This is a genomic window from Candidatus Woesearchaeota archaeon (assembly GCA_030651135.1).
Taxonomy (GTDB): Archaea; Nanobdellota; Nanobdellia; order Woesearchaeales; family JACPBO01; genus JACPBO01.
Map to the genome: position 1 here is coordinate 429,699 of JAUSCS010000006.1, position 21,979 is coordinate 451,677.

Genomic DNA, 21,979 nt, shown 5'->3' on the forward strand with positions numbered 1-21,979 from the left:
TTCAGAGCTTTATTTAAACTTTTCATTAATTTCTTCTTCAGAAATAGGATCAACTATTTCAAACATTGCTTTCAACCCGGTTTTCAGGGATGCAGTATCTGCTATCTGGGCATGCACATAAGGATGTATGATCCATTTATTATCCAGGTTGGAAAACGGATTTACAAAATAAAAAACAAGCCCCTTAAACTTGGAGAATTCATTAAAATGCTTTGCAAAAAAAACAAAGTTCTCTTTTGTATTGAATGTGACAATGCATTTATTCTCGCTGATCTTCTGCATCAGCCCGTCACTCAGCTTCGGCTCAGCCATATAAGCAATTTCTTTGTCCTTGAACCTGACTGTCAGCGGATTTTCAATTACTTCAACAATGTTTTTAGCCAAAATATCCCTGTGCCTTGCAAAATTGATGATCCAGTCTTTAAGGAAATCATTCGGATTCATATCCTGGAAAGTTTGAACTGTATTTATAAACTTTAATAGAAATCAAAGAGTGATAAAATTATAAAAAACCAAACCTCGACTCATAATCCCGACGTATTGCATTAAGGCTAGTCTCATACTGGCTCTTTTCTTCTTGAAATAAAAGAGTATTTGCAAACCAAAAACAAAATTCTTCTTTCTCTTCTTGAGCCAGTTTTTCAATAACATCAATAGCATCATCAAACTTTTTACTGTCCTTGCTTGAAGGATTTTTATTTAAAAGAAATCCATCTGCAGCAATGATGTAATCGCTTAGTCTTCTGTCGACTTCCATGCATAATGTATTTTGTAATTTTTTCATTTTATCTTAACGTGCAGAATTATTCGTTCTCAACTCTTGGCGCAAGTATAAATGCAAGCTCAACCTTATTGATCGTCCTGTAATCAAGCTTCAATGGATAATCCTTGTTGAACTGTATTGAAACTTCATCTGCTATTTTAGAGCCGCCGATCATCTTCTTAAGGTACTCTATTGAATATTTTGCCTTTACATTATCCTTCACGTCAGAGATTATCTTGATTTCATCTGCTGGTTTTATCTCGATCCTTGCTTTTGACAGGTCGCCTTCAGCAGAAACAACAAATTTGCCGGATTCAAGCGCAAAACTTACAGACTCGCCGACAACATCAACATCATCTATTGCGTTATTTAAAACATTGCACGGCATTTTTATCGAAATCGGAAAATTCAGCTCAGGGATTCTTTGCTCTCTCTCCTCAATGTCAATAACGGGCAGCGAGAATATTCTTGTCGATGCGCTTTTTAATGTTATCTTCAGCCGGTTATCAGAATCAAGCTCCATTGTAAGCATATCAGAAGGGCCTGCTCTCCTCAATATCTGCTTTAGATTGCTCATGTTTATTGCAAATTCCGTTGTTCCCTTTACATCATACTCAACAAAAGAGCTGCTCAGCAATTTGTAGATCACCATTGCAACATTTGCAGGATCCATTGCAACCAGCTCGATCGCATCCTTTGTGACTTTGAATCGTGCTTCATTAACAAGATCAGAAATTATGGATATGCTTTCCTTAAGGTATTTTGGCTCAGCAAGTGTAAGTTTCATTTTATCCCCCTAAGCCGCTGTTATATCTGGCTTCTTTAAATAGATTTCGCTTTTACAAAGAAAGCTTCCTGCCATCCCGCATCAAATGAACATTCTCTTTTTTATAGCCCATCTCGATTGCCAAGTCCATCAAAGAAGAAAGCATTGAAGGCTCTCCATGCGCTGGAATTATGTGCTTCGGCTTTACAAGATTGATCATATCTCTTAAATCTTCCCTTGCAGCATGGCCGCTTACATGAATATCTGTGAAAATCCTGCATCCAAACCCTCTTAATTTTTTTTCAAGAATTGCCCTGTCTTCAATATTTGTGGGAGTAGGAATAACCCGCGAAGAAAAAATAACGTGGTCTTCTGAATCGAAAATAAATGGTGTTTTCAGATCAGCCATTTTCGACAATGTTGATTTAAGCTCGCCTTGGTGGCCAGTTACAACTAAAAGATATTTTTCCTTTCCTTTTTTCATTATTTCACTTAATTTTCCCTTCACCTTGCTGCCGAATTTTACTATTTCAGTATCTTTTGAGAAATAAGCAATTCCAACATCCTCTGCTGCATAGCTGTACTTTGCCAGGCTTCTTCCGAGAAAAACAATCTTCCTCCCCATCTTCCTTCCAAACTCAACTATTGATTTAAGCCTTGCGATGTGGCTTGAAAAAGTTGTAATAATAACTGCCTTTCCTTTTGAATTGGTGCCGAGCAGAACATCCTTCAGCATCTGCTGCGCAACTGATTCAGAAGGCATTTTTTGCGCCAAAGACGCATATGTCGAATCGACAATCAAGGCAAAAACACCTTCTTTGCCTAGTTCTTCTAGTCTTTCAAAATTCGGTTTCTGCCCCAGCGTAGGGTACAAATCAAACTTAAAATCATTCGCATATAAGATAACGCCTTCTTTGGTGTGCAATGCAGCAATTATTGTCTGCGGGGTGGAATGAGTTACATTTATGAATTCAACTGTGATGTCATCCGACAGTTTTATTTTAGAATTTATATTCAGGGATTTTATTTCATTTCTTAAATTTATTTTTTCATCTCTCACAATTGCCTTTATGACTGCTGCTGTAAACGGAGTGCATATTATCGGGGCATTATACTTGTTGGAGCAGAATGGAATCGCGCCGACATGGTCGAGATGCGCATGCGTCGGAATAATTGCTATAACTTCATTCCTTAAATTATGTATTTGCGTGTCGTCAGGAACAGCCCCTGCCTTTCTGAGATCAGATTCCTTTAAATTTTCAATATCTTCATCTTGCGTGTATTTTATATAGCTGTCCAGATGTATGCCCATATCGAGAATGACAATCTCATTGCCGACTTTAATGGCAGTCATATTCTTTCCAACTTCATTATAGCCGCCAATTGCAAAAATCTCAACCATTCATACAGTGAAAGAAATACTCTATTTATAAACTTTATTTAATTTTCATCACGTGCAGCATCAAAATAGAAATCTTTATAAATAAACAACCTTTCCCCTCTTTATCCAAAAATAAACATCACCTCCAAAAAAAGTTTCTGCTTTTTAAATGTAACAATTACCATGTATGCTCGATATTGTTATCGGGCATGAATTAGGGCAATGATATTAATAAGTTAGTCTGCGATTAACTATAATTTCCGTTTATCCTGCGGAAGATCGCTGCTATTAGGGTTCGACTAAGCCATGCAAGTCTTGGGATTCGCAAGAGTCCCGGCAGACTGCTCAGTAACACGTCGATAATCTGCCTTATGGTCGGGGATAACCTCGAGAAATTGAGGATAATACCTGATAGGGGATTGAGGCTGGAATGCGCTTTCTCTTAAAAGCAATGCCATAAGATGAGTCGGCGGCTGATTAGGTTGTTGGTGAGGTAATGTATTTCTGAAGGAAACTGTTTAAATTCCGTCAGAATTTTATATGCTCACCAAGCCGGAGATCAGTAGGGGCCTTGAGAGAGGTAGCCCCGAGAAGGGCACTGAGATACTGGCCCTAGCTCCACGGAGTGCAGCAGGCGCGAAAACTTTACACTACGCGAAAGCGTGATAAGGGAACCCTAAGTGCTTATGTTTTTACATAGGCTTTTGTCAAGAGCAAAAATCTTGGAGAATAAGTGGTGGGCAAGACTGGTGCCAGCCGCCGCGGTAATCCCAGCACCACAAGTGGCGATCATAATTATTTGGCTTAAAGCATCCGTAGCCGGTTTGATAAATCTTTTGTGAAATTGTTAGGCTCAACTTAACAACGTGCAGAAGACACTATTAAACTAGGGACTGGGAAGAGTCAGAAGTATTCAATGGGGAGCGGTAAAATGCTATAATCCATTGAAGACTACCTGTGGCGAAGGCGTCTGACTAGAACAGCTCCGACGGTGAGGGATGAAAGCTGAGGGAGCGATCCGGATTAGATACGAGAAATTTTCTAAGAAATGTCAGAAATCAAAAGGATGCTTAGAGACGCAGTCTCTGGCACCGCTAAAGCGGTTTCTGAGCATGCTCAAAAACCTTCGGTTTTTGACAATTTCTGGAGTTAGACTCGTAAATTTCGCTGTTAAACTACATTTATGAGTTGAATCTGGAATTAATGAAAATTTACTCGCTAATTACCCGAGTAGTCTCAGCCGTAAACTCTGCGAGCCAGGTGTTGCATATTCTTCGGGAATATGCAGTGTCGTAACGAAGGTGCTAAGCTCGCCGCCTGGGAAGTATAGTCGCAAGACCGAAACTTAAAGGAATTGGCGGGGGAGCACTACAAGGGGTGCGGCGTGCGGTTCAATCGAATTCAACACCGAAAATCTCACCAGAACCGACGGCAGGATGAAAGTCAGGCTGAAGACCTTACTTAACAAGCCGAGAGGTAGCGCATGGCCGTCGCCAGCTCGTGCTGTGAAGTGTCCTCTTAAGTGAGGTAACGAGCGAGACCTGTACCTACAATTGCTAACGAATTTTGTGATCGAGCACATTGTAGGGACTGCCTTGGAAACAAGGAGGAAGGTGCAGGCAACGGTAGGTCTGTATGCTCCGAATGCTCTGGGCTACACGCGCGCAACAATGGTAGGGACAATGGGCTGCAACTCCGAAAGGAGAAGCTAAACCTCTAAACCCTATCTTAGTCCAGATCGAGGAATGTAAGTGTCCTCGTGACGTTGGAATCCCTAGTAATCGGACGTCAACAGCGTCCGGTGAACATGTCCCTGCTCCTTGCACACACCGCCCGTCAAACCATCCGAGCAGAGTCTAGATGAGGTTTGGTTTATTGATTAAATCGAATCTAGGCCCAGTGAGGAGGGTTAAGTCGTCACAAGGTAACCGTAGGGGAACCTGCGGTTGGATCACCTCCTTTTTTATTTTTATGTTATCATTAATATCGTTGCCCTAAAATTCATAATATGGGCCCGTAGCTCAGACTGGTAGAGCATCGCCCTTGCATAATATTAAAGAAAGGCGGGGGCCTCGGGTTCAAAAAATCATGTTTATTATGGCCCAATGGACCATTTTTGAAAGTCCCGACGGGTCCATTTTTAATCAGATATTCGGTATTGTAATATCGAATATTAAAGGTCGAAAAATTACATCTTAATCCTAGTGTAATGATTATGAAGCCATGCATAGAGTGTTCAGAAAAATGTTATTAGGTGGAGGACTCGGCTCTAACGCCGAAGAAGGATGCGACAAGCTGCATTAAGCTCTGGCTAGCTGCATGTAAGCTTTGAACCAGAGATCTCTGAATGAGACTTCTCATTAGATCCGAAAGGATGGGCAACGCAGGGAATTGAAACGTCTTAGTACCTGCAGGAAAAGAAATCAACGAGATGCTGTTAATAAGAGCGACTGAAAACAGTAAAGAGCAAACTGAATCTTTTATTGAAAGATAAAAGAGATGTGGTGTTGAAGACTGCCTTTTAGTCCTACTGTTTGACTTGAACTCTTCTGGAAAGGAGGACGCAACAGGGTGATAGTCCCGTAAAGGTAAAACAGAGGATGTGGCAGTATCTTGAGTACTGTTTACCGGATACTAAACAGGAATTTGGGTGGCATCAACATCCAACTCTAAACACGTATAGAGTCCGATAGCGTAGAAGTACAACGATGGAAAGTTGAAAAGAACCCTTAACAGGAAGTTAAAAGAACCTGAAACCTAATAACAATGGTGGGGTGCGGCTCTTAGGAGTTGCACCATGCGTTTCGAATAACGTGCCAGGGAGTGCATTTGAGTGGCGAGGGTAATCTTACAAAGAGAACCCGAAGCGAAAGCAATTGCCCGCAAGCAATGAGGGGCAAGGTGTGAAAGTGCCTTTAGTCACTTGAATGCGACCCGAAGCCAGACGATCTAACCCAGGGTAAGGCGAAGCGGGGGTAAAACCTCGTGGAGGCCTGCAACTCTGCTACGAGCAAGTGCTATCCTAACCTTGGGCTAGGGGTGAAAAGCCAATCGAGTCTGGTGATAGCTGGTTCCTGCTGAAGTTGGCCGCAGTCAAGTCTCGAGTGAGATAGCTAAGATGGTAGAGATACTGATTTTGGGTTTAGGCTTCGAAAGAAGTCGACCCTTTGTCAAACTCCGAATATTTTAGCGTCTAAGACCTCGGGAGACGGGGATTCGGGGTAAACTTGAATTCCGAGAGGGGAACAACCCAGACTATAGTTAAGGTCCCAAAAACCAATTAAGTGTTATAGGCTGAAGAGCGTCAATAGTCTAAGACAGCGAGGAGGTTGGCTCAGAAGCAGCCATCCTATAATAAGTGCGTAACAGCTTACTCGTCAAGACTATTGGCCTCCAAAATGGACGGGGCTAAATTGGTTACCGATACTATAGACCATCTTCGGATGTGTGGTAAGCAGGCGTTCTATGAGGGCAGAAATATTCTCGCGAGAGGATGTGGACCTCATAGAAATGAAAATCCTGGCGTCAGTAGGATCATAGCAGTGTTAGAATCACTGCCACTGAAAGGGCAAGGGTTCCTTGACAATGCAAATCAGTCAAGGGTAAGTTAGTCCTAACTAAGCTCCCAATTGGAGTTTATTAGGAAAGGGAAAAAGGTTAATATTCCTTTACTGTTCAAGTATGTGCGGCAACGCAAGTTCAGTTTCTGACATTTTTGGCTGGACCAACATGGTTATTTATCATGTTAATCAGAATAAATCTGGGGAGTATCGTAACGATGAGAACCAGATTAAATCTGAGATGAGTATTCCTATGGAGTATTTGGTTAAGGCCAGGAGTCCATGAAAAAGGAACTGAAAAAAATCTTGAATAACTATACCCAGAACCAGCACAGGTGCCCCTAGGTGAGTAGCCTAAAGTGTGAAGGATTAATTCAATTGAGGGAACTCGGCAAATTAGCCCCGTAGCTTAGGTAGAAGGGGTCCCTGCGGTCGTGTTGAATAAATGCGATTGCAAGGTGCAATAACAAGGAGGGTCCGACTGTTTAACAAAAACTTAGCTTTCCGCTAGCCCGCAAGGGTGCGTATGGAAGGTGACGTCTGCCCAATGCTTGTATCTCAAACCTCTATTCAAGGAGGCTAAGGACAGGTCAATGGCGGGAGTAACTATAACTCTCTTAAGGTAGCGAAATACCTTGTCGTTTGAATGACGACGCGCATGAATGACGTAACGAGATCCTCGCTGTCCCCAATTGAAGTCCTCTGAACACTCTTTTCTGGTGTAAAAGCCAGAGATTTCCAGTGGGAAGTGAAGACCCCGTGAAACTTTACTGTAGTCTGTTATTGCAACGTGAGTTTTGGTGTATAGCGTAAGTGGGAGTCGTCTGAAGCTTAATCGTTAGGTTAAGTGTAGACGCCAATGTAACACCACTCATTAAGACTTACGTCGCTAATTAACGAAAGTTAAGACAGTGATAGATGGACAGTTTGGCTGGGGTGGCACTCTGCTGAAAAAGTATCAGCAGAGCCCAATGGCTGACTCATTCGGGTCAGAAATCCGAAGTTGAGTGCGAGGGCAAAAGTCAGCCTGATTGGATTTCCACTAAGAAAGAATCCAAACATGAAAGTGTGGCCTAGCGAACCTCTATGTCCTCCTTGCTGGGGGCTAGAGATGACCGAAAAGTTACTCCGGGGATAACAGAGTCGTCGCGCCTGAGAGTTCACATCGACGGCGCGGCTTGCTACATCGATGTCGGCTCTACCTATCCTGGCCGTGCAGAAGCGGCCAAGGGTGCGGGTGTTCACCGATTAAAAGGGATCGTGAGCTGGGTTCAGAACGTTGTGAGACAGTTTGTTTAATATCTACTGGAAATGCTTTGTGTCTGAAAGGAAGAATGCTCTAGTACGAGAGGAACGGGCATTCGAAGCCTCTGGTGAATCAGTTGTCTGTAAAGGCACGCTGAACAGCTACGCTTTTAAGGGATAAGAGCTGAAAGCATCTAAGCTCGAAGCCCTCCTTGAAAATAGACACAATGAATACGAGCAAAAGACTCGTTTAATGGAATCGATGTGTACGTGCAAAGCTTCGGCAATGCATTCAGCATGCGATTTCCAACAGTTCGACTCTTGAATACTCTATGCATGGTTTTTCTTTATTTTTTAAAATTTGTTCAGATAGTGTGAACTATATATGTTTTTTATTAAAAATGTCGAGCAAAGTTTTATAAATGAATTAATACCTGACAATTACGATGATATCAAGTGCATTAGCCAAGTATCCTTTGGACTATATTGATGAATTTGAAGGTGATTTCATCCAGCTTATTAGGATGGCCCTTGAACTTGATAAGGAGCTCGGTGTTGTTGATGAAAGAGCTACACGCAATCTTCCGGTTTATAAGAAGTATGTTGAGTTATTTAACAATAAATACAGCGGATTGGTTGCTAAGTTCAAAGAATCAAACACAGAACCAATGCTAAGATTGTTCATCCGGAATGAGAAAAGTGTAAAGAGGATTTTTGACGAGGTTATTGCAAAGGTAGAGCCTGACGGTAGAGTAGTTCCTATAATCGAGGGCTTAGATTCTATCGGGTCCGATATTCTTGAGATGGACAACATCAAAGACAAGAGGGAGTTTATACTTGAATACAACATGATGAAAAGCAAGCTCTACGTGCAGTATTGTTGCGGCAAGGAAAGCATATTTTTGAAATACAGTAAAGATGCAGACATGGTGGAGATCATATATGACCCCCTGCAGCTTATCAAAATGCACTCGCATTCATCAACATTCATAATCTGTTGCTATTATGCATTGCGTGGCGAATGGAAACACGGCCTCGATATAAGGGGCGCTTCTGTCAAGTTTTCATCTAGCGTATCTGCTTCAGGCAATATAACCGGTAAACCTTTAAAATAATCTGAGGTTATTTACAATAATTTTTTAAACACAGAAACGTTTATTTTTGTCTCACAGTTCCAGCACCCTTGGCCTTAACGATATGATGAATCAGCAATAAATTATTTAAATCAATCGAGTTTCTCTTGTATCATGTCGCGACTTTATAAGAATATGGAGGTTTTTAAATTAGGTTACGAGCTTGTATTGCATGTTTATGATATGCTTGATAAGCTTCCAGAGAACGAGCAGGACAATATCATTTCTCAGATGAAACGATCTGCGACATCTATTCCTCTTAATATTGCTGAGGGAAGCGTTAAGAAGTCTGATCGTGAGTTTTTAAGTTATTTAAGCCATGCTTATGGTTCTGCTAAGGAGTTTGAGGTTTTGCTGTCTTTATCAAAAGATTTGAAGTATATTTCCAATAAGGATTATGATTGTCTGTTTGTTAAACTAGATAAGCTAATGGCAAAGCTTTTTGGCTTTATGGAGAATATAGAATCAAGATTTGAGAAGAAAAAACAATTTTTTACACGGTTCAGGATGGAAAAATGATCTGCCTCGGAATAGAATCGACTGCCCACACATTCGGGGTCGGAATCATAAACGATAAAGGTAAAATATTAGCAAATGCCAAAGATAGCTATACAACTGAGAAAGGAGGCATACATCCGAAGGAAGCGAAAGAGCATCATTTAAGAGTTAAAGATAACGTTGTTGAAGATGCCTTGCTGAAAGCAAGTATTTCTCTGAAAGACATCAATCTGATTTCATTTTCACAAGGCCCTGGCCTTGCTCCATGCCTTATCGTCGGAATGGAAAAAGCGAAAGAGCTTTCGAGAAAATTGAATGTTCCTCTTGTTGGAGTCAATCATTGCATATGCCATCTTGAAATCGGAAAATTATTGACAAATGCAAAAGATCCGGTTCTGCTTTATGTTTCTGGAGCAAATACGCAGGTCATTGCTTATGAAGGCGGTAAATACAGGATTTTTGGCGAAACGCTTGACAATGGCGTTGGAAATTTCATTGATGCATTTGCCCGCGAGCTTGGGCTTGGTTTTCCAGGCGGGCCAAAGATTTATGAGCTCGCATTAAAAGGAAAAAATTATATTGAATTGCCTTATTGCGTTAAAGGAATGGACATTTCTGTTGGCGGTATTTTGACAAATTTAAAGCAGAAAATAAAATCTGGATTTAACAAAGAAGATCTTGCATATTCGTGCCAGGAAACTGTTTTTTCAATGCTTGTCGAAGTTGCAGAAAGGGCAATGGCGCATTGCGGGAAGAATGATCTATTGCTTGGCGGCGGAGTAGCGTGCAATAAAAGATTGCAGGAGATGTGCAAAATAATGTGCAAGGAAAGAACTGCAGAATATTATTGCCCTGAAAATTCCGTGCTTGTCGATAATGGGCTTATGATCGCCTGGCAGGGCATCTTGGAAAGAAAAAATGCAGCAAAGGATTTAGATAAGATTGACATTAGGCCTTATTGGAGGACTGATCAGGTTGATGTGGATTGGAGATAAAAAAATAATTTCACCAAAACCTTAAAAACCCTTTTTTCTTCTTTTTGATCGAGCTCGGCTTTGCCTTTTTCGCTGCTTTTTCGCTCTTTACTTTTTGCTTCTTCGCCTTGGCGGTTTTAACATTCTTTTTCGCTTTTTTAGAAACATCTGCCTTTTTTGCCTTATCAGTTTTCGCTTCCGTTTTGATCAAAGGTTTTAGAATTTCAGATGCCTGCTCATACTTTGCCTGCTGCTCAGGGGTCAGCTCTGTGAATATGGCTCCGCAGTCCTGGCAGATAATTTCAGCCACCTTTTCATTGTAGACAATATTATCAGTGCCGCATTCCGGGCAAAACTTAATTTCATCAAGCCTTACTGCCATAATACTCACCCCTTAAGGCCATACTTTTACAGCTGGTTTAAATAAGTTTCGGAAATGTAAAGTAAAGTTTTAAGCTTCATAGCCGCACGCCACCACAACGGCAGCTGACGCACAAGCTCATTACATTCGCTCGTGCTACCTGCCACCCCGTAAGGGACAACCCCCGTCAGGTCAGCGCCGACGTGGCGTGCGGCGAGGCGAGGGTTGGCTCCTTCGGAGTGCCGAGCAGGGCAAAACGAGCATAGCGAGTTTTGACCGTCGCACCGCCATAGTCGGCGCTCTTATTATCTGGAAAGTTCACTTAACAGAAAAATTACTACATTTACTGCTTCATCCGCCTTATCCTTTTCAGAAGCCCTTCTTTTCCTTTCCAGTACAATGCCTGCTCAAGGACTTGGGAAATGTTCTCAACCGGGATGATCTCTATCTTTTCAAGCTTCTTTTTATCAATAATTATGTCCTGCATGTTTGATTTTGGAACAATTACTTTTTTAATTCCTGCCTCAAATGCCGCCTCCACTTTTGAAGAGACGCCGCCAACAGGCAATACTTCGCCGCGGACAGACAGGCTGCCCGTCATTGCAACATCCTGCCTAATAGGGATATTTTTCAATGCAGAGATTATTGAAGCTGCAACTGCTATGCTTGCTGAGTCGCCTTCAACACCTTCATAAGTCTGCAGAAATTGCACATGTATATCATAATTCTTTATATCTTCGCCAAAATATTTCTTTATTATTGCAGAAACGTTTTTAACAGCTTCTCTCGCTATCTCGCCCAATTTTCCAGTTGCAATTATTTCTTTTTCCTTTCCGCCGAATGCAACTTCAGATTCGATAGGCAGTATTATTCCTGAATAAGCGTCTTCTGATCCGATGACAGCCAGGCCATTGACTCTTCCTATCTTTCTGCCTTCTGTCACAATGACTTCATATTCTTTTTTCCTTTCAATATATCTGTCAGCCATCTGCTGCTCTAATGTTCTTGCAATTTTCTTTGCTTCAACTATATGTTTCTTTTCAACAAACTTGGCATTCTGCTCTTTTGCAATATCGCCTGCTGCTCTTATCAGTCCACCCAATTCTCTCAATCTTAATGTCAGATGGCTTTTTCTATTTGCTTTATAGCGGGCTTCTTCAATTATTGCATCAACTGCTTCCCTGCTGAAGTGAGGGATTTTCTTGTCTTTTGTAACTTCCTGCGCAACAAAAACAGCAATCTTGTCTCGGTTTTCAGGAGTATCCTGGATTGTTTCCTTCATGAAAACTTCATAGCCATAGCCTCTGATGCGTGACCTTAATGCAGGGTGCATTCTTGCAACTGTTTCTGCATTTCCTGCAGCAACTAAAATAAAAGTGCAAGGCACAGCTTCTGTTCTGACCATTGCTCCTGCAGACCTTTCGCTCTGCCCGGTTATAGGATATTTTCCTTCCTGCAGCGCAGTCAGTAATTCCTGCTGTGTTGCCGGCTCTAATGTTGCAATTTCATCCACGAAAAGAACTCCCATGTTTGCCTTGTGTATCATTCCAGCAACCACTCTTTCATGCGCAGGAGTGCCTAGTCCCCCGCTTTGGAACGGGTCATGAAGCACATCGCCGAGCAAAGCCCCTGCATGCGCTCCTGTTGCATCCATAAATGGCGCATGTTTTTGATTAAAATTATCTACAATAACTTTAGGGACAGATTCCTTGACATTAGAACTCATTCTTTTATTTAGATTAAGGAAAAGCATGAATCCGATTATGAAGATTATTCCTGTCATCATAGATGCTGCAAAAATAACATCCGATATCTGGCCCATTCTCCAGAAATAATAAGGCAGCAGCGAGACTATTAAAACAACAATAAACAAAAGGATTGTCTGATTCTTGAATGAAGATGTAGTTTGAATCCTTGCCCTGAAGACAAGGTCGCGGCCTTTTCCTCCAGGCATTGTTCTTATTAAAGGCATATTTTCATCATTTGGATTAGGGAATGAAACAGTATCAACAAGCTTTTCCTTCGGCAGCATTTCAGCCAGACCAAGCCCTAACATTGATTTTCCAGTTCCTGGCTCCCCTATAAGCAGAACGTGGCGCCTTTGCAATGCAGCCTTTTTCATGATCTCTACAGCAGATTCCTGGCCGATAACCTGATCTATTAGTCTTTTTGGGACTGGAATTTCAGATGTTGACTTGAAATTAAGCGGCATATTTTTCTGTAAGAGGGGAATATTTAAAAATGTTGCGAATTATGTTAGTTTATGGCCAGTAAATTGCTGAAAATAAGCTTTATCGGAGCAATAGTCGGGATCATTTTATTGTTCATCATATCTGAGAATATCAGCATAGCGAAGATTCCGATTGACATGATCGATGAAAGCTATATCGGCAGAAGCGTAAGGTTTTCAGGCGAAATAACAAAGATAAGTTCGTGGGATAAATTCAGCTCTATTGAGGTTAACGGCAGGATATTAGTTGTTTTGTTTGACAAGGTAAATCTGACAAAAGGCAATAAAATAGAGGTGATTGGGAAAGTTGATGAGTACAAAAATAAAATAGAGGTTGTTGCGGATTCGATAAGAATTATAAATTAACCTGCTCAATCCCTGTTCCTGTATTTAATAAAACACGCGTTCTTCACCCAGCATGCATGGCATTGCTCTATTTTCTCATAGTTTTCGCCATAGCACTTGTCACTTACATATTTGACTAATTTTGTTTTCATTTAAATTCCACCCATTAATTTCAGTATAATCATCGCCGTTAAGGCAGCAACCAGTATATGCTCTGTAAGTGAATTTGTATTTATAAAACCTTCGATTTTCAGCTTTGAAAAAGGGTATAAAAAGTTAATCCCCTCTTTTGTCAATGAATCGAGAAATAAGTGAGAAGCATAGCCGAGTATTATTGCATAAATTATTGCTTTATTTATGAAGCCAAAAAGCATAAACAAAAAAACAAGCAATAAAACTATAAAAAACAAGCTGTGGAACAATTTTCGATGGCTGAATACGGAATTTATAATGTTTGACAGCGGCCTTGTTCTTCTGCCGAGCTTTGATCTTGGAGTATCAATATCCGGGAATATGGAGAAAAACAAGATTATGATCAAAAATATGGCATAATTGAGATAATTTAAATTAAAAAAATCCTTAAAAAATAACGAGAGCAAGAATGCAAACAAAATATGGGTTATGAAGAGCATATGCAATATGAAATTTCAGAGTTTATAAAGATGGTGAAAAAATCAAAACCCCAAACCTTTAAATAGTAGCTGTGCATTTAAGGTGTATATCAAGTGTATGTGAGGTGTAAAATGGAAAACAAGATGATCTCGGCGAGGATGCAAGTGAATGAGTATGCCAATAAGGTGCTGGGTGTGATAAAAGCGAAATTCGGTCTTAAAGACAAATCTGAAGCTCTAAATAAGTTTGTTGAAATTTATGGAGAGGATGTAGTTGAAAAGGACGTCAGCGATGAATACGCAAAGAAAGTAATGAATATTGCAGACAGGCATTTCAAAAAATATGGAAACAGAAAGATGAGCCTAAAGGAACTGGATAAGCTTTGCGAGGCATAATTTCATGTTTGACTTTGAACTTTCTGATGAGCTTAAATTTAAAATAAAGAAGCTGATCAAGAGGGATAAAAAGAAAGTAGACATAATAAACAAGAAAATAAGGGAGATTGTCAGCAGCGATGAAGGTTCTGTAAATTATTATAAAAACCTAAGGCACGGTATGAAGGAATTTAAGGCAGTTCACATTGACAGCCATTTTGTATTAACATTTAAAGTGGATATGCAAAAGAAATTCATCTTGTTTGTTGACTTTGACCATCACGACAATATTTATTGACAAATTATTTCTAAAACCCAAAACTATAAAAACCAAATTAAAAATAAGCGACCATGCTTTTACTGGAAATAATAATCGCTGTTCTTATCGGCATCTGCTTTGGCATCATCACTGGCATAACCCCTGGCATTCACATCAACCTTGTTGCCTTATTGCTGCTCAGCTTTGCCCCTTTCTTTTTGGGGTTTACAACTCCTTTGGTCCTTGCTGCTTTCATCATTGCTATGGCAATAACGCACACTTTCCTTGATGCGCTACCCTCGATCTACCTTGGCGCTCCAGACTCTGACATGGTCATGGCGGTTCTGCCCGGCCATAGATTATTGTTAAAAGGCCAAGGATATGAAGCTGTAAAATTAACCATAATCGGATCAATGGGCGGCCTGCTCTTAGCGATAATTTTAGTTCCAATACTTATTCCACTGACAAGCTTCTTTTACCCTTTTATAAGCGATTATATTGGATGGTTTCTGCTGCTCGTTGTTATTTTTATGATTTACAGGGAGAAGAACAAGCTTATGGCATTGTTCATTTTTTTACTTAGCGGCATACTGGGAATAGTTGTTTTTTCAACGCCAAACTTAAAAGATCCCCTATTCCCGATGCTGTCCGGATTGTTTGGAATAAGCATGCTAGTAACGAGCATTTTTGAAAAAGTAAAGATTCCAAAGCAGAATATAACAAGCAAGATAAAAGTGCCTAAGCTTGAAACAATAAAAGCATTGTTTTCAGGGACATTTTCAGGATTTTTAACAACAACATTTCCTGGATTGGGGCCTGCACAAGGAGCAATTATCTCAATGCAGCTCACTCCTAATTTAAGCGAGTATGCATATCTCATACTTGTTGGCTCGATAAACACAGTGAATATGATTCTAAGCCTTGTGACTGTCTATACATTGGATAAAGCAAGAAATGGGGCAATCATAGCTTTAAAAGAAATTATCGTCAGCTTAAGCCTGCAGGACATGATAATATTGTTTGCATGCGGCCTTGCTGCAGGAATTATTTGTTGTTTCCTTGCGATGTGGTTTGCAAGATTTTTTTCAAGCATAGTAAGCAGGGTAAATTACGGAATGCTCTGCCTGATCATTATTCTGTTTGTTTCAGCCCTTGTCTTTATCTTTACAGGCTGGCTTGGAATGCTCGTCATGATCACAGCAGCATTTATCGGCCTGATGGCTCCGATTACAGATGTTGGAAGAGCTCATGCAATGGGCTGCCTGATGCTGCCTGTGATTTTGTATTTTTTATTATAGAATCAAGCAAGGATTAAACCAAAAATGTCAAAAATTTCATACTAAACTGATAGCTGAAAATAACCACATTTCGGCTTGTGGAAATTTTTGAGCATGCTCAAAAACCACCTGATGACAGAAATGGAAGCAAAAATACCATGTATATGACTGGGTGGTTTTTGACAGAAAGCTTTTTAAATTAACCCTTATTTTGATATTTTATGGAAGGAACAATTTCAAATTACAGGGGAAGCAGAAGGGTGAAGAAAGGCAACCACATGATCATTGTAGTTGAAGGCATAGATAATAAAGAGAAAGCTGCTTCTTTAGTGGGCAAAAAGGTTGTGTATAAGACTGAAGGCAAAAAGGGCAACGAGATCATTGGAAAAGTTGCTGCTGCACACGGCAACAGCGGCGCAATAAGAGCAATTTTTGAAACAGGCATGCCCGGTCAGGCAATTGGCAAAAAGGTTTTGATAGAATAAGATTAATGTTTTCTGAATTTTAATACAATTAATGCAATTCTAACAAAAAACAGCATTATTGCAACCCATAAAAACAGCCAGAACAATGCTCCGATATCGTAATTAGTCTTTAATGCTCTGTAAAGCCGCCGATTATCAGCAGGAGCCCTTCAAGTGTGATCAATATCTGATACGGCGTAAGGCTTGCGCCGAGGAAAGGTATTGAAAATGGAATCACATGGAATTTGTTCAATATCGGAATCAATCCTATTGCAAGCAGTATGATGCCAATGCCTATCAAAAACGGATGCAGCATGTTCATCTTCGGCTCTATAAGGCCGTCTACCACAACATAAGCTCCGCCGACTGCAACAACCCATATCAGTATTTCTGCAGGCAGGCCTGTAAGAAATGCAGGCAGTATAAATTTTAGAAGCCCTATTGCATTTAACAATGGAATTATTCCATATAATGCCAATATCGCGCCAACAACAAAGCTGATCGAGTCCCTTGGCCTTGTGAAGATCATCCCTTTTTTGTTCATAAAATCACCTCTTTATTAAATTACTTCTAACGAAATGCCCTTGATTCCACATATTGTGCTTCTGATTTAAGCTCCTTAAGATCCCTTTCCTCCTCTCCTTTTACTTTTTCACTAATTTCCTTTAAAAAGTTTTGGACAAATACTGGAGGAAAACCCTCTTTATTTAGTTTGTAGAAGAGGTTTACAAACTCATCAATATCTTTGTTCGTGTAACCAATTAATGTAACCTGATCGTAAAATAAAACTTTCATTATTCTTTCTTCACTTTCGATGAAAGGTTTAAGGTCATTCATATTACGTTTTAGCTGTTCAAATTTTTTCGTAGTTGTAACTGCTTTTACAGATGCTGCCAATGCGCGTATTTTATTGACAAATGCTTGTGCCTTTTTCGCTTGACCCCCTTCAGTTCTTAATAAACCAATAATTTCATTAAAAGCCCCGCCTGCAGAAATATTCTTCACACCAAGAAAAATCTTGCCTCCCTTTACCTCTCGTTCAATCATGTTTATTTCTTTATCAAGCAAATTAATAATATATCCATTCAGAATTTTCAACTGGTTAATTCCATCATTTATGGATCTTTTTGATTGTTGATCAGCAGAATTTACTATGCCTTTTAATGCACTTATTACTGCATTGATCTCTAATACAAGATGATATTGCAGGATAAACTGCCTGTGCATGCACACATACATTTTTTTTATCATTTTTTTTAACGTCTTGACCAATGGATGCTCTAATTTTATGATTTGTTTCATGCCACCTTTTGCCTCTGCTTCTAAAAACCGTTTATGAATTTGAGTTTCTTTTACATAATATCTGCGGACCGCTCTTGTTGAGCCGCGTTCAAACATAGCAATCATTTTATCAGGCACGACTGAAGAAAGCCTTCCGAAAATCTTGTTCCCGTACACCATTTTCTTCACCTTTTTGGTTTTTTAGTTGATTATTTGATTATTTTTAATAAATTTTTCTGATTTTTACCTTATTTTATTATCTTGGAATAGTTAGTATTTAAAGTTTTGGTTGTTATTTTGTATGTTTATGCCAAGCATCTATTCTCTCATCTAAAAAATCAGATATTATCTCTGCAATCTTAAATACTTTTTCATAAGTATATTGTTCATATCTTCTTAATTGAGCTTCATTTCCTGAACTCTGCGCTTTATAAATTGTTTTAATGGCTTCAAGATTATTTTTAAACCTTGATTCTTTTAAAATACGTTCACATTCTTTAATATTTATTTTTTGAAGTATTTTGATTTTTTCATCTACATTATCTATAAGATCCTTTAGATCTTTCAACATTTTTTTATCAGCCCATTTAACTGTTGCTTCTGCTGTTTTGCTTCTTATAGCCCTTTCCGCTTCTTTCTTAACCGCAATAGTTTTCTTTTTTGATTCTTTGATTTCTTTTTCTATTCCTTTTTTGATAACTTCAACAATATACCATTTTGTATCATGGCAGAATTCTTCTGTGTAATATTCCTTATTTCCTGGCTTTAAAGCCGCTGCTGTCAGCTGAATATGATAAATTCCTTGTGCATTTTTAGGTATTTCAAATTCTATTTGCACCATTGTCCCTTTCGCCATAGTTAATTCCATTAAGCGCTTGCTATTATCTTCCCTAACTTCTGTAAAGTCTCCTCTAACTAATCTTTTGATTTTCAGCTGCCATTGTCCAGCATCTATTTCTTTTACTTGGCGCGAAGCTCTTAATTCTCGGTAATCCAGATCTGTAACATAGTTCTCATAATTTTTGTATAAGTTCACAAAAAGACGGACACGCGCTTTACCGCCATAATTTTTTGTTTTAAATATTAAATGATCGTATTTATCACCAGCTGTTAACTTCTGTAGTGTTTGGCTATCTAACTCAACTTTAATGTTAGGAAGTTCTGTTGGTCTTGGAGGCGGTGTTCCTCTTTTCTTTAATGGAACAATTACACCTTCGACTGGTGGAGTGTTTTCATCAATTTTAATTGGAATCGATGGATGACCTCCTCTATCTGTATGTTTCCCTCTTGGCAAACCCTCTACAGATTCGTAGTCATCTGCCTCCCCAAAAACAATATAAGTGCCAAAGGGAACATTAAACTCAAATTCGCCATTTCTAGTTGGCTGCATGGGCGGCAAATTACGATCTCCTTCTTTTAAAACTGCTGCTCGTGAATTAGTCAGGGGCATAGGATTATTTATGTCTGTTACATCTACAATTTTGCCTTTTATTTTGCTTGTTTGTGTTGGAGGAAGAGGAACATCAAGAACAACAAGTACATTTTTTTCTTCTTTAGTTCTATCATCAAGGTTTATTAAGTGATCTGGTCTGCCACGGACCTGATTCTGCCAACTACCGCCCATGTGCGTATTCCACTTTCCACCTTTCTCTGCATAAACTAATATGTTTGTCATTGGTAAACTTAAATCTTTAAACGAGAATTTTCCATTTTCAGAAACTTGCGGACGTATATTTAAAATGCGGGGCTGGTTATCTTGACCCAGCATATAAAGTTTAACTGTTGCTCCGTCTAAGCCAACTTCATGTCCTTGTTGAAATTCAGATAAAATAACAACCATTCCTTCTATTGTTCCTTTTTCAGCACTACTGGATTCCATTTCGATATTATGCTCTATTCTTGCTTTGCCTGTAACTTGTATTGGATTTGATCTGTAATCATTATATCCCTGTTTTGCTGCTGCAAGAACATACTGCCCAATAGGAACTGTAATAGCATAATTGCCCTTAGGATCAGCAAGGACAGCATATCCCGCGCATTCTATTCTGGCATGCGGAATTTCGTGTTTTGTTGCTTTATCAGATACAACCCCATATATTGTTCCATACCCTTCCGGTGGTTCAGGCGGAACTGGCGGCGGATGCGGCGGTTTTGGCTCTCCGTTTTCACCAAACTTAAATCCTCCTGTAAGCACTGTCAGGATCAAAGCGATCACAAACAGCACAGCTCCTATAGTTGTAATTGTCCTGTTTTTTGAAATAGAGCCGTACATCACAAGTATGAATGAAAGCACCCACAATAACGCTGTGAGCCCTTTAAGATTGCCGCCTTCTCCGCCCTCTCCTCCGCCAAAGCCAAAACCTTTCCCTTTCTTAAGCGCAAAAAACACCACTGCTAAAATCAATAAAGCAAGCAGAATCCATCCCCATGATCCAACTCTGTTTGTGAAGAATCCAGATGCATAGCTTGCTCCGCCATTTCTTTGCACATAAGCAAAGATGGATAAAGTTGCAATTGCTGAAAGCGATAATGCAAATATCTGGCCTGCAGGCCCGACATTGCCGCCGCTGCCTTTGAAAAACGGTATGTACTTTGATAAGGCAAAGAAGACGGAAAATAAGAAGATAAAAGTCACTAAAAACATTATTGTGTAGAATGCATACTGGTTTTCAACTAATCCGTAGAAGTTCTGGAAGAAATCATTAACAGTCAGGGCATTTGCAAACGGCATTAAAAGCAGAGACAGCCCTAGTAAAATTGTCAGTTTTGCATTTATTTTAGCGTTCATTTTAATTTTTTTAATAATTCCTTGTTTTTTTCTATAAACTCCTTCAATGCATTTTCAACAATCTTTGATCGTATCAGGCCAAGCTCCTCGCAGAGCAGAGAGAAATCTTCATAAGTTGCTTTATCTATCAGAAAATTATACCTTTCTTTATTCTTCTTTTCCTTAGGCATTGTGTGTATTATTATATACCTTTACTTATTTTTAAGTTTTATTATATTTTCTTACTTAATTCGGAGTATTTTAACTTAATATTAAGTATTAATACACACACAACTTTATAAAGATTTCGTTTTAAAAAACAAAAGGTTTAAATATTTGAACCAATTATTCTATTTGTTTGATACAAATGGTTCAACTAATTGAAATACTTGGAAATAAAAAACTAATAGAAATATTGTCTTTTTTTATTACAAGCCCTGCTGCTGAGATTTCCCAAACAGCTTTAATCAAAAAAACAAAAATAGCAAAGGCAACTGCTGTGAAATGGATGGATTTTTTAGTAAAAAATGATTTCTTAAATTGTAAAAAGATCGGTGTAACAAATCTTTACAGGCTAAACAATGACAATTTAATAATAAAGCAGCTTAAAGTAACCAATACTATCATTCAACTACAAGATCTAAGCAGATTAAAAGACAAAAACATGGAAATATATCTCTATGGCTCGTCTTCCAGGGGTGAAGATATGGAAAACAGCGACATCGATTTATTGATCATCGGAGATGTAAAAAGAAATGAAATAATCAATTTAATAGATGATTTATCAAAAAAAATCAATAAAAAGATAAATTTCAATATTTTTAAGTATATTGAATGGTCGATGATGCAGAAAAAAGACAACGCATATTATGAAAGGGTTGAAAAAGACAAGATGAGGCTGCTATGAATATAAAAGATTGCTTGGAAAAAGGGTATTTGGTAAAAACAAAGCCTGATGAAGAATTGGGCAATAAAGAATTGAATGAATCAAAATATGACCTAAACAAGGCAGAAGAGGCATTTGAAAATGAAGACTCTAAGTGGTGTATTGTAAAATGCTATTACAGCATGTTCCACGCTGCAAAGGCTGTTTTATTCAAACTAGGGTATGTTGAGAAAAGGCATATTGCTATTTTAATTGTTCTTGAAGAATTAAATAAACAGGGGAAAATCGAATCAAAATTTATAACCAATTTTAAAGCTTCGATGACTGCAAGGGAAGATGCGGATTATCATTACTCTTATTCCAAAGAAATTGCAGAATACGAACTGGATATCGCAAAAGAGTTTGTAAAAGAAATGGAAAGGATATTGGGGCTCATTTAGCACGTAGAATGCATTATCGCAGCAACTTTCTTCTTGTTTTTCAGAAGATCATTATATGTTTCGCATGCCTCTTTTGTCTTCAATATGATCAGCTCGATATTCTTTTCTTTTGCCAGGTTAACAACCTCGTCTCTTACTTTGACTAACCCTGAAAATCCTATGCCTATAACAGCAACAGCAGGCTTAGAGTCAAAGATCTCAAACATGTCCTGCTCTACAACAGCATGATGCTCAACATGATGCCATGGAATGATCTTATTGCCTATTATCTTGATGTCTCCGAAGCTTTTGTTGTTAATTACGATTGATCCGAATGAGCAGGATTGTATCATGATTTTGGGATAATGCGCATATATAAAAATC

23 protein-coding genes, 1 tRNA gene and 2 rRNA genes are annotated in these 21,979 nt (G+C 39.1%); 13 read left to right on the forward strand and 13 right to left on the reverse strand.

The window, feature by feature from the left end:
* Positions 1 to 9: 9 nt before the first annotated feature.
* From Q7J54_02590 to Q7J54_02605, 4 genes are read right to left on the reverse strand one after another with little or no spacing between them, the layout of a single operon-like run.
* On the reverse strand, positions 10 to 444 hold the full coding sequence (locus Q7J54_02590) for a hypothetical protein (GenBank protein MDO8740443.1): 435 nt from the start codon (positions 442 to 444) through the stop codon (positions 10 to 12).
* 58 nt (positions 445 to 502) lie between these two features.
* The gene (locus Q7J54_02595) at positions 503 to 784 is read right to left on the reverse strand and encodes a hypothetical protein (GenBank protein ID MDO8740444.1); all 282 of its coding nucleotides are present in this window, start codon (positions 782 to 784) and stop codon (positions 503 to 505) included.
* Positions 785 to 803: 19 nt separating this feature from the next.
* On the reverse strand, positions 804 to 1,550 hold the full coding sequence (gene pcn, locus Q7J54_02600) for a proliferating cell nuclear antigen (pcna) (GenBank protein MDO8740445.1): 747 nt from the start codon (positions 1,548 to 1,550) through the stop codon (positions 804 to 806).
* A 52-nt stretch (positions 1,551 to 1,602) separates the two neighbouring features.
* Positions 1,603 to 2,931: an RNase J family beta-CASP ribonuclease gene (locus Q7J54_02605; GenBank protein MDO8740446.1), complete on the reverse strand. Its 1,329-nt coding sequence runs from the start codon at positions 2,929 to 2,931 to the stop codon at positions 1,603 to 1,605.
* Positions 2,932 to 3,166: 235 nt separating this feature from the next.
* On the opposite strand from Q7J54_02605, the gene Q7J54_02610 reads away from it, so the two are divergent.
* The 6 genes from Q7J54_02610 (at position 3,167) to Q7J54_02635 (ending at position 10,341) form a co-directional block, all read left to right on the forward strand.
* A 16S ribosomal RNA gene (locus Q7J54_02610) occupies positions 3,167 to 4,870 on the forward strand.
* Between the two features lie 50 nt (positions 4,871 to 4,920).
* Positions 4,921 to 5,047, forward strand: a tRNA-Ala gene (locus Q7J54_02615).
* Positions 5,048 to 5,141: 94 nt separating this feature from the next.
* Positions 5,142 to 8,045, forward strand: a 23S ribosomal RNA gene (locus Q7J54_02620).
* The 16S and 23S rRNA genes sit together here with 1 tRNA gene alongside, the layout of an rRNA operon.
* A 116-nt stretch (positions 8,046 to 8,161) precedes the next feature.
* Positions 8,162 to 8,830, forward strand: coding sequence for a hypothetical protein (locus Q7J54_02625; GenBank protein MDO8740447.1), 669 nt, complete (start codon positions 8,162 to 8,164; stop codon positions 8,828 to 8,830).
* A gap of 132 nt (positions 8,831 to 8,962) precedes the next feature.
* Positions 8,963 to 9,367 carry a four helix bundle protein gene (locus Q7J54_02630; GenBank protein MDO8740448.1) on the forward strand — a complete coding sequence of 135 codons (405 nt, stop codon included), beginning with the start codon at positions 8,963 to 8,965 and terminating at the stop codon, positions 9,365 to 9,367.
* Positions 9,364 to 10,341, forward strand: coding sequence for a bifunctional N(6)-L-threonylcarbamoyladenine synthase/serine/threonine protein kinase (locus Q7J54_02635; protein ID MDO8740449.1), 978 nt, complete (start codon positions 9,364 to 9,366; stop codon positions 10,339 to 10,341). The genes Q7J54_02630 and Q7J54_02635 overlap by 4 nt, the downstream gene beginning before the upstream one ends.
* Before the next feature lie 10 nt (positions 10,342 to 10,351).
* Here Q7J54_02635 and Q7J54_02640 read toward each other — a convergent pair whose 3' ends face one another.
* Positions 10,352 to 10,702: a TFIIB-type zinc ribbon-containing protein gene (locus Q7J54_02640; GenBank protein MDO8740450.1), complete on the reverse strand. Its 351-nt coding sequence runs from the start codon at positions 10,700 to 10,702 to the stop codon at positions 10,352 to 10,354.
* Between the two features lie 322 nt (positions 10,703 to 11,024).
* Complete coding sequence (gene lonB / locus Q7J54_02645) at positions 11,025 to 12,893, reverse strand: ATP-dependent protease LonB (GenBank protein MDO8740451.1); 1,869 nt, start codon at positions 12,891 to 12,893, stop codon at positions 11,025 to 11,027.
* Between the two features lie 51 nt (positions 12,894 to 12,944).
* Here lonB and Q7J54_02650 point away from each other — a divergent pair, with 51 nt between their 5' ends.
* Positions 12,945 to 13,277 (forward strand): hypothetical protein, encoded by a 333-nt coding sequence (locus Q7J54_02650; GenBank protein MDO8740452.1) that lies wholly within the window; start codon positions 12,945 to 12,947, stop codon positions 13,275 to 13,277.
* Between the two features lie 5 nt (positions 13,278 to 13,282).
* On the opposite strand, the gene Q7J54_02655 is transcribed toward Q7J54_02650, so the two are convergent.
* Together Q7J54_02655 and Q7J54_02660 are read right to left on the reverse strand one after the other, a co-directional pair.
* Positions 13,283 to 13,408, reverse strand: a complete 126-nt coding sequence (locus tag Q7J54_02655; protein MDO8740453.1) for a hypothetical protein — start codon at positions 13,406 to 13,408, stop codon at positions 13,283 to 13,285.
* On the reverse strand, positions 13,409 to 13,888 hold the full coding sequence (locus tag Q7J54_02660; GenBank protein MDO8740454.1) for a metal-dependent hydrolase: 480 nt from the start codon (positions 13,886 to 13,888) through the stop codon (positions 13,409 to 13,411).
* A gap of 111 nt (positions 13,889 to 13,999) precedes the next feature.
* On the opposite strand from Q7J54_02660, the gene Q7J54_02665 reads away from it, so the two are divergent.
* The 4 genes from Q7J54_02665 (at position 14,000) to Q7J54_02680 (ending at position 16,263) form a co-directional block, all read left to right on the forward strand.
* Complete coding sequence (locus Q7J54_02665; GenBank protein ID MDO8740455.1) at positions 14,000 to 14,263, forward strand: DUF2683 family protein; 264 nt, start codon at positions 14,000 to 14,002, stop codon at positions 14,261 to 14,263.
* Between the two features lie 4 nt (positions 14,264 to 14,267).
* Positions 14,268 to 14,540: an addiction module toxin RelE gene (locus Q7J54_02670; GenBank protein MDO8740456.1), complete on the forward strand. Its 273-nt coding sequence runs from the start codon at positions 14,268 to 14,270 to the stop codon at positions 14,538 to 14,540.
* Between the two features lie 53 nt (positions 14,541 to 14,593).
* Positions 14,594 to 15,799 (forward strand): tripartite tricarboxylate transporter permease, encoded by a 1,206-nt coding sequence (locus tag Q7J54_02675; GenBank protein ID MDO8740457.1) that lies wholly within the window; start codon positions 14,594 to 14,596, stop codon positions 15,797 to 15,799.
* 200 nt (positions 15,800 to 15,999) lie between these two features.
* Positions 16,000 to 16,263, forward strand: coding sequence for a 50S ribosomal protein L35ae (locus tag Q7J54_02680; protein ID MDO8740458.1), 264 nt, complete (start codon positions 16,000 to 16,002; stop codon positions 16,261 to 16,263).
* 109 nt (positions 16,264 to 16,372) lie between these two features.
* Here the strand turns inward: Q7J54_02680 and Q7J54_02685 are convergent, their stop codons facing one another.
* The 4 genes from Q7J54_02685 to Q7J54_02700 all read right to left on the reverse strand — a co-directional run bounded on the left by Q7J54_02685 (position 16,373) and on the right by Q7J54_02700 (position 20,481).
* A complete protein-coding gene (locus tag Q7J54_02685) occupies positions 16,373 to 16,786 on the reverse strand; it encodes a hypothetical protein (GenBank protein MDO8740459.1) in 414 nt (137 codons plus the stop codon).
* A 26-nt stretch (positions 16,787 to 16,812) separates the two neighbouring features.
* A complete protein-coding gene (locus Q7J54_02690) occupies positions 16,813 to 17,640 on the reverse strand; it encodes a hypothetical protein (GenBank protein MDO8740460.1) in 828 nt (275 codons plus the stop codon).
* A gap of 175 nt (positions 17,641 to 17,815) precedes the next feature.
* Positions 17,816 to 20,311, reverse strand: a complete 2,496-nt coding sequence (locus tag Q7J54_02695) for a carboxypeptidase-like regulatory domain-containing protein (GenBank protein ID MDO8740461.1) — start codon at positions 20,309 to 20,311, stop codon at positions 17,816 to 17,818.
* Entirely contained in the window at positions 20,308 to 20,481 is a 174-nt protein-coding gene (locus Q7J54_02700) for a ribbon-helix-helix domain-containing protein (protein ID MDO8740462.1), read from the reverse strand. Before Q7J54_02700 ends, Q7J54_02695 begins: the two co-directional genes overlap by 4 nt.
* Before the next feature lie 176 nt (positions 20,482 to 20,657).
* Here Q7J54_02700 and Q7J54_02705 point away from each other — a divergent pair, with 176 nt between their 5' ends.
* Positions 20,658 to 21,197, forward strand: coding sequence for a nucleotidyltransferase domain-containing protein (locus Q7J54_02705; protein MDO8740463.1), 540 nt, complete (start codon positions 20,658 to 20,660; stop codon positions 21,195 to 21,197).
* The gene (locus Q7J54_02710; protein MDO8740464.1) at positions 21,194 to 21,616 is read left to right on the forward strand and encodes a HEPN domain-containing protein; all 423 of its coding nucleotides are present in this window, start codon (positions 21,194 to 21,196) and stop codon (positions 21,614 to 21,616) included. The genes Q7J54_02705 and Q7J54_02710 overlap by 4 nt, the downstream gene beginning before the upstream one ends.
* Here the strand turns inward: Q7J54_02710 and Q7J54_02715 are convergent.
* Positions 21,613 to 21,948: an MTH938/NDUFAF3 family protein gene (locus tag Q7J54_02715; protein MDO8740465.1), complete on the reverse strand. Its 336-nt coding sequence runs from the start codon at positions 21,946 to 21,948 to the stop codon at positions 21,613 to 21,615. The genes Q7J54_02710 and Q7J54_02715 overlap by 4 nt on opposite strands.
* Positions 21,949 to 21,979: the final 31 nt, after the last annotated feature.

Excerpts from the sequence above, each read along its gene's own strand:
- Q7J54_02675 (MDO8740457.1), top strand. The coding sequence starts at position 14,594 with ATGCTTTTACTGGAAATAATAATCGCTGTTCTTATCGGCATCTGCTTT.
- Q7J54_02665 (MDO8740455.1), top strand. The coding sequence starts at position 14,000 with ATGGAAAACAAGATGATCTCGGCGAGGATGCAAGTGAATGAGTATGCC.
- pcn (MDO8740445.1), bottom strand. The coding sequence starts at position 1,550 with ATGAAACTTACACTTGCTGAGCCAAAATACCTTAAGGAAAGCATATCC.
- Q7J54_02590 (MDO8740443.1), bottom strand. The coding sequence starts at position 444 with ATGAATCCGAATGATTTCCTTAAAGACTGGATCATCAATTTTGCAAGG.
- Q7J54_02630 (MDO8740448.1), top strand. The coding sequence starts at position 8,963 with ATGTCGCGACTTTATAAGAATATGGAGGTTTTTAAATTAGGTTACGAG.
- Q7J54_02670 (MDO8740456.1), top strand. The coding sequence starts at position 14,268 with ATGTTTGACTTTGAACTTTCTGATGAGCTTAAATTTAAAATAAAGAAG.
- Q7J54_02695 (MDO8740461.1), bottom strand. The coding sequence starts at position 20,311 with ATGAACGCTAAAATAAATGCAAAACTGACAATTTTACTAGGGCTGTCT.
- Q7J54_02640 (MDO8740450.1), bottom strand. The coding sequence starts at position 10,702 with ATGGCAGTAAGGCTTGATGAAATTAAGTTTTGCCCGGAATGCGGCACT.
- lonB (MDO8740451.1), bottom strand. The coding sequence starts at position 12,893 with ATGCCGCTTAATTTCAAGTCAACATCTGAAATTCCAGTCCCAAAAAGA.
- Q7J54_02710 (MDO8740464.1), top strand. The coding sequence starts at position 21,194 with ATGAATATAAAAGATTGCTTGGAAAAAGGGTATTTGGTAAAAACAAAG.
- Q7J54_02660 (MDO8740454.1), bottom strand. The coding sequence starts at position 13,888 with ATGCTCTTCATAACCCATATTTTGTTTGCATTCTTGCTCTCGTTATTT.
- Q7J54_02715 (MDO8740465.1), bottom strand. The coding sequence starts at position 21,948 with ATGATACAATCCTGCTCATTCGGATCAATCGTAATTAACAACAAAAGC.
- Q7J54_02595 (MDO8740444.1), bottom strand. The coding sequence starts at position 784 with ATGAAAAAATTACAAAATACATTATGCATGGAAGTCGACAGAAGACTA.
- Q7J54_02705 (MDO8740463.1), top strand. The coding sequence starts at position 20,658 with ATGGTTCAACTAATTGAAATACTTGGAAATAAAAAACTAATAGAAATA.
- Q7J54_02625 (MDO8740447.1), top strand. The coding sequence starts at position 8,162 with ATGATATCAAGTGCATTAGCCAAGTATCCTTTGGACTATATTGATGAA.
- Q7J54_02700 (MDO8740462.1), bottom strand. The coding sequence starts at position 20,481 with ATGCCTAAGGAAAAGAAGAATAAAGAAAGGTATAATTTTCTGATAGAT.
- Q7J54_02680 (MDO8740458.1), top strand. The coding sequence starts at position 16,000 with ATGGAAGGAACAATTTCAAATTACAGGGGAAGCAGAAGGGTGAAGAAA.
- Q7J54_02655 (MDO8740453.1), bottom strand. The coding sequence starts at position 13,408 with ATGAAAACAAAATTAGTCAAATATGTAAGTGACAAGTGCTATGGCGAA.
- Q7J54_02685 (MDO8740459.1), bottom strand. The coding sequence starts at position 16,786 with ATGAACAAAAAAGGGATGATCTTCACAAGGCCAAGGGACTCGATCAGC.
- Q7J54_02690 (MDO8740460.1), bottom strand. The coding sequence starts at position 17,640 with ATGTTTGAACGCGGCTCAACAAGAGCGGTCCGCAGATATTATGTAAAA.
- Q7J54_02635 (MDO8740449.1), top strand. The coding sequence starts at position 9,364 with ATGATCTGCCTCGGAATAGAATCGACTGCCCACACATTCGGGGTCGGA.
- Q7J54_02605 (MDO8740446.1), bottom strand. The coding sequence starts at position 2,931 with ATGGTTGAGATTTTTGCAATTGGCGGCTATAATGAAGTTGGAAAGAAT.
- Q7J54_02650 (MDO8740452.1), top strand. The coding sequence starts at position 12,945 with ATGGCCAGTAAATTGCTGAAAATAAGCTTTATCGGAGCAATAGTCGGG.